This is a genomic window from Pseudomonas sp. UBA1879, assembly GCF_002338065.1.
GTDB lineage: Bacteria > Pseudomonadota > Gammaproteobacteria > Pseudomonadales > Pseudomonadaceae > Aquipseudomonas.
This window is the reverse complement of sequence record NZ_DDHJ01000021.1, coordinates 123,468-138,293: the sequence shown is the minus strand read 5'-3', so window position 1 is coordinate 138,293 and position 14,826 is coordinate 123,468. Positions and strand designations below refer to the sequence as shown.

The window sequence follows — 14,826 nt, the reverse complement described above, 5'->3', positions numbered from 1 at the left end:
ATAACTGTATGTACATACAGTTAACGTTCTGGTTCGCTTGCGGTCAACACTGTATAAGCCGAATTTCGACAGGTGACATCATGTGCGGACGCTACTCGATCTACGAGTCGATGGACCACTACCTAAAGGAGCTTGCGCCAGAGCAGTTGGTGATCAACGGCTACGACCTTTGGCCAATCGATCGCTACAACGTCGCGCCATCCACCCGGGTCGAAATCATCCGTCCGACGGAAGCCGGCTTGAGCGTGGACAAGGTGAAGTGGGGGTGGTCGCCGTTCTGGGCGAAAAAGGATGCGAAGCGCCCTGCACCCATAAACGCCAGAGTCGAGACGGTGATGACGGGGAAGTACTTCAAACAGCTGTGGCCGAATGGGCGCGCACTGGCCCCGGCAAACGGCTGGTTTGAGTGGGTCAAAGACCCGGACGACCCGAAAAAGAAGCAGCCATTTTTCATCAGGCTGAAGGAGGCAAGCCCGATGTTCTTCGCCGCGCTGGCGGAAGTGCATCAAGGGATAGAGCCTGACCCGCAGGATGGCTTTGTGATCATCACTGCAGATTCGGATCAGGGGATGGTGGACATTCACGACCGGCGACCGATCGTACTAAGCCCGGAGCATGCTCGTGAATGGGTTCATCTCGAGACAACCCCAGAGCGCGCAGCAGAAATCGCGCGCGAGTGCTGCCGCTCCACGGACCAATTTACCTGGTTTGAGGTAAGCAGGGACGTGGGGAATGTTCGAAATCAAGGGCCGCACCTGATCAAGAAACAAGATCAGGACTGACAATCCTGTTAGGGCGGTCGGTCCCAAAAAGCGACTTACACGGTCAACCCCTAGGGCTGATGTTTCCGGTCGAGATTCGGTTGAGATCCTGCCATGGGTAGGCGTCATAACGTTCATAACCGCACTTTCGAGAATGCTCGAAGGGTAGCGCCGCATCTAATTCCTCTTGCTCTGAGTGGCACATCCTGCAGCACACCCGACGGCCATCCAAACGCCAAAGTGAATTCCATCTCAGCAACTTATCAGAGCTATTCATGCGAGTGACCTACTTGATGAGGCAATCATTTACCTTATAGGTTTGGGCGGTGCGTGCAGTGGAACGTTCACAAGGAAGAAGGCCCGTCGGTCCGATGCTTTCCAGTCAGGTTCGCCTTCAATAAAACCGCTCAACGGTATGCGCCTCGTCTTGTAAACAGCGTATACATGACGGAAGGGTTCCTCCTGGCCGAGAGACAGCAATGATCCTTGATCAAGACGAGCTCCCAGCATCGATAGTATTCGAGTGTCATCGGATCCTCCGCCTCATTCGCAATAGCTTTGAGCCTAACGCGACTTTACATATTGGTTTATTTGCTGAGGGCGTAGTCCGCGGCTTTGAAGTTATGAATGCCCTACGAGGCTTCGAAATTGTCGCGCTCTACGCCCTATTCGAAAACGCCGTAGACATCCGTCTGGGGGAGCTAGTGTGCGTACGCGCCCCTGCGCCGGAGCTGTGAGCTACGAACAATCATTTACACTGCAATCGACCCGAGGACGCCAAATTGTCATTCGAAGCCGTGGCCATTATCAAAGAGGCTTACAATGTTGGCGAGGTTAACTCGCTCCTAGAGCAAGGATGGCGCCTGCTAGGATTTGTCGCGACCAGCAAAGACGGCGGTATGACCTATGTCATGGGCCGCCCCAAATCCCGGTCGGGCAGCGCAATAACCTCAAGCAATGATTTGGAAAGAGAGTAATTCAGAAATCCATTTTGGCTCGAGATGAACCAGTGCTTTCGAAAATCCTTCAGGATATCTGCTACGGAACATCCTTGAAAAAGATGTGACGCCCAAGCTCGAGCGTTCGAATCGCTCCCTTCCCCCAGTTAGGCGCAGCAGACATGCTTGTAGCGTAATAGTGGGTCGCCTCACCAGTAGGGTCTGGCACTTTCCCATCGATCACCAGATCAGCGGCCAGGCGACACTGCGCAAGCTCGCGAAAAACAATTAGCCGAGGACTGTTATGAGGCCTGCGGGGGGCTAGCGCTATGGCCCTTGCCGGGTATCTTTACGTGATCAGCAGGCGGGGCTAGGCTGGGATGGATCATCTTTAAAAGCAACGGGATCGTACAACCACTCCCTTGATATCGGTCTCGGGGGCATCCACTACGCCAACAGATGGCCCCCCCCTTTGGCATCACTCACTAGAAAAAAGTCTGAACTGATCGAGCTATAGTAAGGTGGATTCGTCAGCCTTAAAGGATCACTTCGAACTCGAGGACGCTGGTGGGAGTCGTTTTTACTCCGCTGAGATTAATGGTAATGACGTCGTCCGAAATGGAAATCCTGGACTTATCGAACACGGCGGGACTAGGAGACGACACAGATACCGTGTTGTTCGTGATAGAGATATCTTTGAAAGCCGCCAAGTCGTGATAAGGGTCGCTGACGACCAATAACACATTGTCGTTGTAGACCAAGGTTTTATTAAAAGCGAATTTTATCGAGGTGTCGGCGACGTCTAACCTGAAGCCACCAATTCCTTCGTAGCCTCTTTCGACCCCTGGGCCCGGTACGAAAGTTTTGCTAACCAACAGTTGCCCACTCGCGTTGAAATCCGCTTTCACAGACGAACCATAAAAATGATTGGCTGGAGCATTGACCACCAAGCTTGCTTCGATTGAGCCCGCTTCGCTAGTTACACCGCTACTGTCGACATACCGGGCAACGATACTGCCGGATGAGTAAATCGCATCAGGCGCTACAAATGATGAGCCGGAGCCTAGTTGCCAATTAGTACCGCCGTCGGTGCTGTACTGCCACGACTGTGCTCCAGGAGGCAGGCCGATATCGATAGTGCCATTCGATGTGACGCCATCCGAACTCAGAGCCCCTGTGTCTTCACGTAGAATGATAGTCGGCGCAGGACCTGGAATGACTACAGGAACCGGTACCGGAATGGGATTGGGGATAGGTGAAGGATCCGGTACCGGCAAATGATCTGGATCTGGAACAGGGACCGGATCTGGGGCGTGAATGACTTGCGGATTATGCAGATGATCATTTATGACCGGTGCAAGCGTTACTGATAATGGATCGCTGGTGATCGAATCGAGAATCGTATCGGCGTAGGAATGATTATCGCCGTAAAACGAATCAGCGAAGTTGAGGCCTGCGTCGATCTTGTTTTGAAAAATCTGATGGTCTGTGCCGGGGCTCTCTCGGAGGCATTGCAGGATTTCCTTGACTAGCCCGTTGCGATTTCCCACCTCGCCCAATCGAGATGTCCAGTAAGCAGCCCCGTCTTGATCAGGCTCACGGCTGAGCAGGTTATGGTAAAGGTTGCGGATGAAACTCTGATCACTAATGTTCAAACCATACCGACTTTCAGTTTCGGTGCTTGCTAGGAAACCAATTATCATCGAGTCGAAGGTAAACCCGTCATCCATCTGAGAGCACCAGTACACCAAACCAGCTTTATCCGGCGCGCGTCCGAAGGCTGCTATGTACAAGGACGCGACGAGCTGCTTTGTTGCAAGTGTGGCCATGGTATCACCCAGAATACTTTGCAATGGTAGTAGTGTCATAATGACACTATATGATTGGACTTGGGAAAGGGCCCGCCGAACGGTCCGCGCGCACGGTTTGAAACCTTGCACTGAGAATGGTGGCCGGCTGCCATCATCGCCAGGTTGCATGTTGAGCTAGCGGCACTCCGAAAAGTTGCACTACGGGATAAAATTTTTCATCGACAGTTATAAACTCGAGATCAGCGACCACTTTTGGGGCTTGACCATGTTGCTTGGGACCTAGGCCCCCTTCATGGCACGTCCTTGAAAAAGATGTGATGGCCAAGCTCGAGCGTTCGAGTCGCGCCCTTCGCCCAGTTAGGCGCAGGAGACATGCTGGTGGCGTGATAGTGGGTCGCCCCACTAGTAGGGTCAGGCACTTTCCCATCGATTACCAGATCAGCGGCCAGGCGACACTGTGCCAGCTCGCGAAACGGAATCTGTCGAGCGCCGGACAGAAACGGCTGGTTCGGGTCGCCCTTGTTCCAGCAGCTGAACTGGTACGGCTTCTGGCATACACCAGCGTAGCCTTCCCCCCACCAAGACTTCTCCCTGCCGTCATTCACTCGGTTGCGGATCGACCACGCCACCGCCACCATCCCGGCCAGCCCTTCCCCGCGAGATTCGCCCCACAGCGTCCGCGCCAGCACATCCCGATCTTGTTCACACACCGTCATCGTTTTCTCCAGGCAGAAAAAAACCCGCACTTGGCGGGTTTCAAATTCAAACTTGCGTCATGTCCAATCCGCTCGCTGAAACACCTCTGCTACCAAAAAGATGCGTTCAGGAATAGGCGGGACAGCCCGCTGGATTCCAGTCTTTGCGTAGCCGTTGGCCTCCATCACAGCGCATACGAGCGTGCCGATCGACCGCTTCAGCGTGAGACGTTTTTTGTTCGGCTCGGTGTTCAAGATCGCCTCACCACAGACCTTGACGATCCCTGCAATTGCCGGAAGCTCGAGCGCATCGGTCACCACTCTCATGTTTGTGAACGCTTCCTCTGAGTTAACGAACTCAATGAAATTGAATGGATGCGCTCGCAGCTCGTTGTACTGAGCAGGATGAGTCTTGGCGAATGTTTCCATGTCTGCAGGGTGGAAAGCTGGCATGCGTGGTACTTATCTGAATTGGTACATCAGGATATTGTCAGCATGGACAATTTACAAACGGTCTCCACACGAAGAAAACCCGGAACTGGCCGGGGTTTTGGTGTAAGAGGTCGATCCGCCGAGCCTGACGCCCAGCCAGAAAATCGAGGCCCGCCATCGCGCGGTGCCGTCGCCGGTTGTGAGTGCGCGGTAAAACACCCCGTCGCAGTCGGCTCGGGTCAGGGTGCCGACACCATAGAGCCAGTCGTGCAGCATGGCGGCGCGCATGCCGTACCCGGCGAGCATGCCGTAAAGGGCCAAGGTCACAATGGCGAGCTCCAGTAACGCAGCCGCGAGCCAGCCCCAAGCGAACACCCAGCCCGTCAACGCGCCGATAGCTGCCCAACGGCAGACCTCACGCAGAATGCGAATTGAGGCCAGGTCGCTGTAGAAGTCGGCCGGCACCGTCAGCAGCCCGTGAACCGGGTCGTTGAACGTCAGGGCTTCCTGTGTGGCCACATTCCAACGGCTGGTGAAGCGGACCGCAGGATGGACGTCGAATTTACCGACCGGGATCATGTTAGCAGCTCCAGCGAGGGCAGGTATTCGATGAAAGTTTCAATATCCCGCTGAAGTTTCTCGAACGCCAGCACTAGGTCGGCAAGCTGTACGTGCGTCCACTTGCCGATTTGCCCGGATTTAGCGCGGTGGTGAATTGACTCATGATTTCTCCAACCGAAAAAAAACCGGGTTTGGCGGGCTTGGATGCAGCAGGACAAAATTCTTGATTGATTTACCAGTTATGCGGCAGCAGTTCGTTTAGCCGGACTGAGACGTCGCGCTGATCCGCACGCAAAGTACTGGCTCCAATGAAATACTTCACGACGCCGTCGTCTATCTCGACGCCCTTCACAACGTGCGGGTAGTCCCAGCCTTGAAGAGTCACAACTTGCCCTATCACAGGTGGCCATGTTACTGCATGGTCGTCGGGCCGGTTCACTACCTGAACAATTTCGCTCAGTGTTTCAACAACTGAGTCCAGCGACGATTTAATAGAACTTAAGTCGTCAGGATCAGATTTTTCGAGTGGTTCAAGATCAGACAACGAACGCTGTACGTCATCAAAACCGGAGTCTGCCTTTGAGCCAAGGTCGCGAAGTTTGGAAGTGATGTCGGCTAACTTATCGCTTATCGCACTAATTTCCCATTCCAGATTGAGCTTTTTTAAGAGCCAATACACATCATCCGAATTGTACATAGCAGCACTCCTAATACGGCAGACGACTGTAACGCAGATAGGTCAGTTCACTCTATAGCGATCCCGGACATTCATTCATCCGGCCACCCTTCCTCGACCATCTCAGCGCTGACAGTGCCCCCGGCGGCGGCCTCAAGCAACGCACCCTCCCGGTCATAGCAGGCTTGCACGTAGCGGTAGGCCTGTTGGCCGATGTCGATCATCTCGGCGTTCGTGGTCGGGCGGCTGACAATCTGGCCGGTGGCGAGGTCAAGGCATTTCCAGACTGAGCCATCTTCCCGGAATCCGTCGCGAGCCGCTGACCAGCTGCTGCTGATCTTTGCCTGGCTGTCCCGCTCGGTGTCGATGCCGAAGCCGTTCCAAGGGAAACCCGCGATCTCGGCGCGGTAGCGCCGGTCGGCGATCAATGCCAGCCAGTCCGGAGCAGGTTCCGGATCTGGATCAGGGGCTTTCGCCAGCTTCTCCCAGCCCTCCCCGGTCCAGCGCGCGACCTGTGTGCCGGTCAGCTTTGGAGGCTGAGCCGTTGTACTGCGTAAAGGAAACTCACTTTCTACATCCACCTCCTGGCTGCGTTCATAAATCCCGTTCTCGTTCCAGACGTAGGCGATCATGCGGCCTCCTTAGCTTTGATGTAGCTCGTCAGCCCCTTGAAAACTGTGACGTTTGGCAGCCGGAAAAGCGTCGTGCTGTCATAGGGGGTTGCTGCGTAGGATCTGTTTTGGTTAGTTCCTGCAGTGATCACCAGATCTGCAACCAAGAGCAGAACAGCGACAACATCACCCGTCCCCACTTTAGTAGTTCCCGAGGGAACTACGGTCCAAGTCTGACCATTGTCGCGGGTGTAGAAGAATCGACCTGAAGTAGCCCCAAAGAACCAATTACCGTCCCCATCCGTAACGCCGCACCACACCGTGGAGGTTGTGAGTCCAGTGACGGTAACGAGTGACCAATCAACGCCGAGGTTATACGTTTTGATCAACCCCAGTCCGCTGCTGGTATTGAAGGTCACCATCCAAAGGCCTTTGCTATCTGTAACAACGTCATATGCCGTAGTGATCGTCAAGCCCACTGCATAACTCTTTGCAGCGAATGACGCCCCGTTATTAGTACTGATATAAGCTGCACCAGCTCCGGCTACAATCCAGTTTCCCAAACCATCTGTTGCTGCACCACCTGCCCCATTGCTACCTACACCGCTAACAATAACCGCCCAAGTTAGGCCATTATCGAGCGATCGAGCGATCGTTACGCTCGATGTTCCACCAGTAGCAATCCATGTACCGTTCTTGTCTGTCGCCAAGCGCGTTGGAAGGCCTGGTAAATTGGGAGTTGTAACTTTTGCCCAGGTGACACCGTTGTCGGGGCTTCTAAGCGTGAACCATCCCAAAGACGAGACATAACCGATAGCGATCCAAACTCCCTTGCCGTCAGTTGCGACGTCATATACCGAGGCAGTCGCAGTATTCAGCAGTGCTGTGAGCGAGATAGCGTTCCATGTCTGCCCGTCATTCGTACTTCTATAAATAGTCGAAACTTGGCCGAAGGCGGTAGCCATCTGAACGCCGCTTCCAGCAGCCACTCGCCTGAAGGTCTCGGGATTCACAGTTGGGGTCGACCATACATCACCGGCAACGCTTCCTAATATTCCAACTTTAGCGAATAGAGCAGGATACGCAGACTGAAGATATATGCCGCCAGTCAGCGGTAAGAAGGTGTTGTCGAGTGCGCCACTCACCTGAACAACTTCACCAACTCGATGCCGGGGGCGCCATTGAATCGATGCGCCGTCATCGCTGACGGTGAACACGTAGCCCTTCTTGTTGGTGTAGGACGGAATGCCGACCGCCGCCCGAGCCGCGTCTGCAATGATCTGCGCTTGATCCCTGATGGCAGCAGTTTGATCCTTTACTTGCCCCGCAGCTGCGACCTGCGCTTGCCCATTTGTGGTTGCAAGCTGCGCCTGCTGTGCGGCGAGCTGGACCTGAGCCTGACCGTTCGTTGTGGCCAGAGCTGCTTGCTCGGCCGCCAGCGTCACTTGAGCCTTCGTGAGATCCAGCTGTGCCTTGCCGTTATTCGTGGCATCTGTCGCGGATTGTGCAGCGGCGTTTTTGGAGGTGTTCGCGGCGCTCGCCGAATCCGCGGCGTTGCTTGCACTGGTTGCGGCTGCCTGGCGATAGCCGTCAACCGCCGTCACCTGCTGACCGATCCACGCCAGGGACGTGTTGATATTCACCACCATCGGCGGCATTGCGGCAATGAACGGGCCCGCAGTAAGGTTAAACGCCGCCTGCCCTTCAGATCGCGATGGAGCCGGTGGCAGTTCTGGAATCAGCGGCGGTGTGGTTTGCGCAGGCATCAGGTCATCCCCTCAAGCGTGATTTGCATGTTCGAATTGGTGTCGTCGGAATAAGTGATGTCGAACGTCTTGTAGAAGCCGTAAATGATCGTCGCCTCATAGGTCTCTTCAGCGATCCACACCACCGGCTTCGCGCGAATCTCCGTGAGAAGCCGTTTGATCTTGGTCACCCGACTGGTCTCGACAAGCACCGGGAAGTCGCCGTTGTCGGCGAATGCTCGCTCCAACACGGTAAAGTTGCCGAACTTGTCTCTTTCCTTGAGTGAGTAGTCGTCGATCCCGACCCGCGCGGTGTACAGCGTGATACCCAGCGTTGTGAGCTTGCCCAGTACAAGCGCGCCGATGGCGGCGGTGGCCACGTCGAAAACCGTGATGGTGATCTGCGCGGTTGCATACGCCGGAAGGTCCGTGAGAACTGTTGTGACTCGATCCTCAATCTCCTCGAAGAACCAGTCGTACCAGTTGTCTACCGCACCATCGACAAGGGAGTCGGTTCGGTCATAAACCACCCCTTCCGCCGGGTCAGTCATCGTCACCCGGTACGAATTGCCTACCAGATTTAGCAGCGCTACCGAGTTGACGACCACGCCTGGCTGAAGCGTGACCGTGACCGATCCTGCGTGTGTCGACTGAGTGCCGACCACGTCATCGAACATCGACATGCGATTGGTTGCGCCGAGGTCAAGCCACTTGGCGGGGTTGTCGGCGGTCACCACCTCGTTACCAGGCTCGACGCCGGCGGGCACCGCCGCCAGCGCCTGCCAGTTATGGTCTTTCCATGTCAGCTTCACGTCCTTGGCATAGCTGCTGTTGTTGACCCAAAGCGGGTTATCCGCCGGCGGTATGTTGGAGCTGAAGATCAGTCCCGACGTAACCGTGATCGGTTTGATGAACTTCATCTCAAGTGTTCCCCGTGGTCAGAAGGCCAACCCGATCCCACTGCTCCATCAGCTTTCTCCCCTTGCGCGAGTCTTCTTTGATGTTGTCCACCGGCTCGACAAAGCCCCCGAGCAGGCCGATCAGCCGATCAAGCCGAGCGCTTACGGCGTCATTACCCGATGCCTGGCCCGCCGCCGATCCACCACCCTGCGGCAGAGACGGAACGGACAGCACCGGGCCCCCGCTCGCAAAAGCCGGAATCTGCAAGGAGTTCATTTGATCCAGCGCATCGACGCCGAAGGCCTTCACAGCAGCGGCGCGCATCATGTATTCCCCGTTCGAAGCCCGGATCAACATGCTGTCGCTTGTGCCGCTGCCAGCTCCGGTAATAAGCCCGCCGGTGGCGTAGCCCGGAAGGCTATGATTTGCCTTTGCCGCATTGCGGACGGCCTCGATCAGCTGCTCGACCGTGAGCGCCCCCGTTGCAAGCTGGTTTTGCCAATAGGCTTTGCCAGCAGCATCCGCGACGTATCCGGCGCCGTAGACCGACTGATACGCGGTGTCGACCAGAGAGCTGGACTGTCCCGGTGTCAGGTTTTTACCGCCCGTTGCACCCAAAGCCGCGACAACAGCCGCGTTCATGGCGTTAACGGCATCGGTGACGCTTTTGATCGAGTTGTCGACGCCGTTGATCGCATCCAGCTGCGATTGAGCGAACGCGAGCTGATCGTCGAGCCGGTCGAGCTGATCCTGCAGAGTCTTGACCGTCTGCTGGGCGCTGGTCAGCTGTTTGCCGTTCAGCCGGTTCAGTTCCGCGACGACGTTAGCCGTCACACCCTGGTCTCGATTGAAGTCCTGAAGCGTCGCGTACAGGTCAGTGTTATTGCTGCCGACCGTATTGAGCGCATCGTTCAGTCCTGCAAACCCGGCAAGCGATCCGCCAGCCCTGGCGGCTGCGAGCGCGTTTTGAAGGGTGGCCTGCGCCTGCGCACGCATCGTTCTAACCGCCGCATCGGAATCACCGCGCAGCGACTTGAGCGCGGTGCTCAGGTCATTGCTGACGCCTGTGAGATCCGTGACCCGCGTATTGGCAGTGGCCAACATGTCATTGATCGATGCCTTCTGTGCATTGATGGCACGCTGCAAGGCACTGTTCGCCGTGTTGGCCGTGTTCATCAGCCCGTCAAAGATCTTCTGCGTCGCGTCGGCAGCCGCCTGCGCCGCATCTGCCGCCGTCTGCTTCGCCGCATCAGACTGTTGCTTGAGAATCTGATAGGCCGCAGCCGCATCGCCAGACAGTCCGGTCAACTGGACGAACAGCTTTCGTCCTGCATCTGTGGTGCTGTCGATCCCCTCGACCAATGCGCGGAAGCCTTCCTTACTGTCTGGGAAGGTCAGGTTCAGATCGGCGAACTCCTTGCGAACGGCGGCAAGGGTGTTCGCGGCCTTCTCCTCATCGGTAAAGAACGCGTTGTAGTAGGTCTGGGTCGCGGTGTTGAAAGCTTCCATGCCGCCCGCGAGTGCGACGTACTGTTCGGCCAACTTGCCGCCCCACACCGAGACGGGCAGCGCGTTCACGTTCAGCAGCTTGAACGTGTCGTTGATGCTGTACAGGTTGCCGACGAACTCGGTCAGCTGGTTGACGTTGTAGCCCTCGAGGCCCAAGCCCATCGATTTCGAGATCGCGCCCACGGCGTCATTGCCAAGGACTTCGAACCAGTCCGAGATCAGCTGCGTGACCTGGTCAGAGGTGAGGTCTTGCAGGCTGATCTGTTGCGCTGCGATGTTGAGCCCGTCCAGGGCGCCGTCCTTGACATCGACCTTCAGCATGTCGAACAGGCCGAAGACCGTATCGAGCCGATCATCAAACGCGTCTTGCAGCTGGCCCTGCAGTTGCGAATCCAGCGGGCTCAGTTTGGTGCGCTTTTTGTTGCTGCTGAACAACCCGCCTTTCTTTTTCTGGTACTTGAACGCGGAAGCGTCAAGGTCGCCATTCGTAACGCCGAGTTGAATACCGGAGTTTTTGGTTACCCAGTCACCGCCGAACAGGCTGCCCCCAACAAAGCCGCCGAGCAGGCCACCAATCGCAGCGCCAAGGACCGGGACGGGAATAAGAGCTTGGCCCAACAAAGCGCCACCCACCCCGCCGGCGGCCCCCGCAGCTGCGCCCTTCAGCCCTGATTTCCCGTATCCGTACAGGGCGCCGCCGATTCCTGCTGCCCAAGGCACGGCGCTGCCGATCTGACCAAGTGCACCCGGTTGGGCACTGAGCGGCGCGTATGTCAGTGCGTTGCTGCCGTTGCTGATTGTGCCGAACAGCTGGCCCGCAGCCTGGTCCCACCCGGCGAGAACACCGGAGGTATAGTTACTGAGTCCACCCCATGCGCCAGCCAGCCCGCCGCTCTGAAAACCGGTGTACAGAGCCTTGCCCCAGCCGGTTGCCGCGCTGAACAGTGACGAGGCACCGTTGAGCAACGAGCCCGCACCGAAGCCCCCAGCGCCTCCACCAGACGCAGCTTGGGCGGCAAGTCCACCGACACCCAGCGACGCCCCGATCTGCACGATGATGGGGCGAGTAATCGCCATGTGCAGCACTTCGGCTAGGAACTGACTGAAGCTGTCCTTGAACGACGCAAAAAAGTTTCCAGACTTGCCCAGAATGGACTTCCACATGTCAGCGAATGCGCCGTCTACGCGGTCAACCGCCCCCTCGGTGAATTTCCCCCAGTCCGACGAAGCGTTTTTGTTCGCATCGTACTCGAGGCCTAGTCGCTGAAGAGCGGCCCGGTAGTCGTCGGCTCGCTCTGGATACAGCTTCATCGCCGCATTGAGCGCGTTCTGATCGTTGGTGTAATCACGCAGCAGCTTACTTTCCGGATACAGACGATCGAGAATGCTACCGGCATCATTAGCTTGCTGAAGCGTTTTGACCGCATCCTGCTGCGCTTTGGTCGCAGCGAGCATCTGCTGATATTCCTTGCTGCCTACCTCGATATTTTTGTTCGCAAGAGAAGCCTGAAGCGCTTTTTGCACGTTGTACGCTTCAAGCGCATCGGCACCCTGAAGGGTTGCCTTTGCCTGCGCGAGCAAATCGGCCGTCTCTTTTTCCAAATCGAACGCTTGCTTGCTGACAGCCAATCGGTCTTCGGCATCCGCCTGGTCGTTGATTGCTTTCTCAACTTCCTTGCGCGCACCCGCTCCGGTTTTCAGCAGCTCCTGCTCAACCTTCTGCTGGATGGTGAACTCGCGGCTCTTGTCGACGCCAGCCAAGTAGGCATCAGCCAGACCGCCGGCGGAACGGATGGCAATATCGGCGCTGGCCTGAAGGTCCGTCAGCGCCTTTTTTTGTCCTTCCGTGAGGCTAATCGCTTTCTGCGCAGCGCTGTTCGCATCGGACTTGGCTTTCGCCGCGGCTTGGTCCGCGGCTTTCTGTTTGTCGATGGCGGCCGCAGTCGTGAGAAGGGCCTGTCCCTCTTTGCTCGTTGCCGCGATGTTGTTGTCGGTCAGAACGCGGTTGGCAGCGTCAACAGCAGTTTTGTCCTGCAGTGTGTTGAGCTGCTTCTCTAACGACTTTTGCAGCGTGTTGACTGCGAGAGTTTGGTCAGCAGTGAGACCGGTATTGACTTGGGTGACCTGCGAGCCCTTGTCCAGCTCAGTGCGATATAGGGCAGCGCGATCGGCAAGAAGATGGGTTCGTTGCTCGGCGGTCGAGAGCGCCCCGGCCGCATCTTGAAGGCTACGCATACCTTCTTCAGGGATGTGAAACCGTTTTTGCCAGTCGTCAATCGTATCTGACAAGCCTTTCCCTGCCTTCCGTGCTTCCTCGGCATCACCCGCAATCCGGGTGGCAACCGTGCTGCCGAGCACCTGCTTGGAGGTCTTCAAGAAGGCGGCGAAAGCCTCGTCAGCAGTTGCTGCTGCTGACTCTTGCTCGCGCATAACAGCTACCAGCGCGCTGCGTTGCTGATCCTTGGCCAGGTCCTGAAAAGATTTGCGGACGTCGTCGGTGGAACGCTTCAACTCGTCTAGGCCGGTGACGGCCGTTTTTGCGTTGCCGCCCATGGTGAGGAAGGCAACACCGGCACCGATAGCGAGGGCCGCAATACCCGCAGGACCGCCAAGCAACCCGAGCAGACCAGCGCCAGCGCGAGCCAGAACGCCTTTGGCAGCTGCCGCCTCGGCCTGGGCTACAGCGTTGGCTTGCGTTGCCAACGTATCGCGCGCCATTGCGCTGGACGCAGCAGCCGACGCCACGGCTTGCGCCTGGGTTGCTTTGGCCTCGGCCGTGCGCGCGGCGGTCAGTTCCACCTCCACGGCCGCCAATGAGTTCTTAAGCTGCGTCTCCTCTGCCGAGCCGGCAGCCAACGCCGCTTGATAGCCCAGGGATTGCCGCACCGCTTCGAGATTGGCTACCCGAGCGACAGCCTCCGCCTGCAACGCAGTGGTCGCACTGGCAGCCGCTACCGCCTCACGAAGCTTCGCCGTAGCACCCTCAGCGGATACAGCGGCCTCCTCAGCCTTGGCGATCGCGGAGGCTTTCGTCGCGGAAACATTTTGGAGAAATGCCGCCGTGGCCAATCCGGCGGACGTCACCGCATCAATCGCATATTTCGCAAACGCCGCAGCCAGCTTCCCGCCCAGTGCCGCCGCCAGCACGTCAATGTTCTCGGCGAGAAAGGCAATTGTCTCGCCTACCTTCTGCGCACCACCGTCGTCACGAAGATATGCCAGCCCTTTTGTGACGCTTTCAATGCCCGGGAGCAGGCCAACAACCAGTTGCTGACTCGCACCTGAAAAAGTGGCTTGCAGATCCTTTACGGCCTGACCGGCATCTACAAGTCGCTCGATGCTCAGTTTGGAGAGGACCAGACCGTATTTCTCTGCGCGGTCCCCTAGGTCTTTGAATCCTTTTCCGTTGCTCTGCAGCAATGGAATCAACGCGGTGGACTCGTCGCCCATTGCCTCCATATAGGTGGTCAGCTGCTGCTGGTTCAGCCCGGCTTTTTCCAGCGACGTGTAATAAAGCTGGAGAGCCTGAGGCCCGGAAAGATTCTTGAATTGCTCAGCGGTGACACCGACCTTCGGTGCGATTTCTTTGAAGAAATCCGCCATCTCGCCGCCGCCGCGCTGGATGAACTCCCCCACGCGATCGTTCACATCCTTGAGGATGTCGCCCAGCTTGTCCTGCTCGATCCCAACTGTTTTAGCGCCGTAGGCCATCCGCTGGAATTCTTCGACGGATGTGTTGGACACGGACGCCAGGTTTTTCACTTCGCGGGCGTGGTCGATGGTGCTGCTCGTCAGCGCGACAAGGCCCGCTATCGAACCAACGGCAGCGATATTGAAACCACCGAAAGACGATGCAGCAGAGGTAATTGCCTGGGATAGCGTTTTCGCGCTGTCGCCCGCACGATCAAACGCTTTGTCGACCTTGCCCAAGCTCGAGTCGATCTTGCCCGAGGTCTGCGCAACTGCCGCCTCCCCGCGCGCCATTTCCTGACGGAGTTGGGCCGTGGTGGCTTCGATGCGGACCAGCAGGCCTTGGATATCGCCGTCAGCCATTCATTTTCTCCAGGCATAAAAAAACCCGCAGAAGCGGGTATCTGTTTGCCGCCACTCGGCGCCAAAGCGTCTCAAGTTTTATTCCGGGTCATCGCAGCCACCCGAAACCCCATACGTACGTCCTTGGCCACTGC

The 14,826-nt window shown here is 57.0% G+C and carries 10 protein-coding genes and 1 pseudogene; 1 reads left to right on the top strand and 10 read right to left on the bottom strand.

From position 1 onward, the window contains the following. Positions 1-80 precede the first annotated feature (80 nt). A complete protein-coding gene (locus B3N48_RS24095) occupies positions 81-782 on the top strand; it encodes an SOS response-associated peptidase family protein (protein WP_296187905.1) in 702 nt (233 codons plus the stop codon). Positions 783-1,799: 1,017 nt separating this feature from the next. Here B3N48_RS24095 and B3N48_RS24090 read toward each other — a convergent pair. The 10 genes and pseudogenes from B3N48_RS24090 to B3N48_RS24045 all read right to left on the bottom strand — a co-directional run. Then, positions 1,800-1,988: pseudogene (locus tag B3N48_RS24090) on the bottom strand (cell wall hydrolase); the annotation flags it as partial. A gap of 247 nt (positions 1,989-2,235) precedes the next feature. Then, on the bottom strand, positions 2,236-3,528 hold the full coding sequence (locus B3N48_RS24085; RefSeq protein ID WP_296187904.1) for a DUF4214 domain-containing protein: 1,293 nt from the start codon (positions 3,526-3,528) through the stop codon (positions 2,236-2,238). 272 nt (positions 3,529-3,800) lie between these two features. Next, positions 3,801-4,226, bottom strand: a complete 426-nt coding sequence (locus B3N48_RS24080) for a cell wall hydrolase (protein WP_296187903.1) — start codon at positions 4,224-4,226, stop codon at positions 3,801-3,803. Positions 4,227-4,283: 57 nt separating this feature from the next. After that, a complete protein-coding gene (locus B3N48_RS24075) occupies positions 4,284-4,658 on the bottom strand; it encodes a hypothetical protein (protein ID WP_296187902.1) in 375 nt (124 codons plus the stop codon). Positions 4,659-4,709: 51 nt separating this feature from the next. Continuing rightward, positions 4,710-5,216: a DUF1353 domain-containing protein gene (locus B3N48_RS24070; protein WP_296187901.1), complete on the bottom strand. Its 507-nt coding sequence runs from the start codon at positions 5,214-5,216 to the stop codon at positions 4,710-4,712. Between the two features lie 214 nt (positions 5,217-5,430). Continuing rightward, positions 5,431-5,895, bottom strand: a complete 465-nt coding sequence (locus B3N48_RS24065) for a hypothetical protein (protein WP_296187900.1) — start codon at positions 5,893-5,895, stop codon at positions 5,431-5,433. A 71-nt stretch (positions 5,896-5,966) separates the two neighbouring features. Continuing rightward, positions 5,967-6,506: a DUF4376 domain-containing protein gene (locus tag B3N48_RS24060; protein WP_296187899.1), complete on the bottom strand. Its 540-nt coding sequence runs from the start codon at positions 6,504-6,506 to the stop codon at positions 5,967-5,969. After that, on the bottom strand, positions 6,503-8,251 hold the full coding sequence (locus B3N48_RS24055) for a hypothetical protein (RefSeq protein ID WP_296187898.1): 1,749 nt from the start codon (positions 8,249-8,251) through the stop codon (positions 6,503-6,505). Before B3N48_RS24055 ends, B3N48_RS24060 begins: the two co-directional genes overlap by 4 nt. After that, entirely contained in the window at positions 8,251-9,150 is a 900-nt protein-coding gene (locus B3N48_RS24050; protein WP_296187897.1) for a hypothetical protein, read from the bottom strand. Before B3N48_RS24050 ends, B3N48_RS24055 begins: the two co-directional genes overlap by 1 nt. Before the next feature lies 1 nt (position 9,151). Next, positions 9,152-14,692 (bottom strand): hypothetical protein, encoded by a 5,541-nt coding sequence (locus B3N48_RS24045; protein WP_296187896.1) that lies wholly within the window; start codon positions 14,690-14,692, stop codon positions 9,152-9,154. Positions 14,693-14,826: the final 134 nt, after the last annotated feature.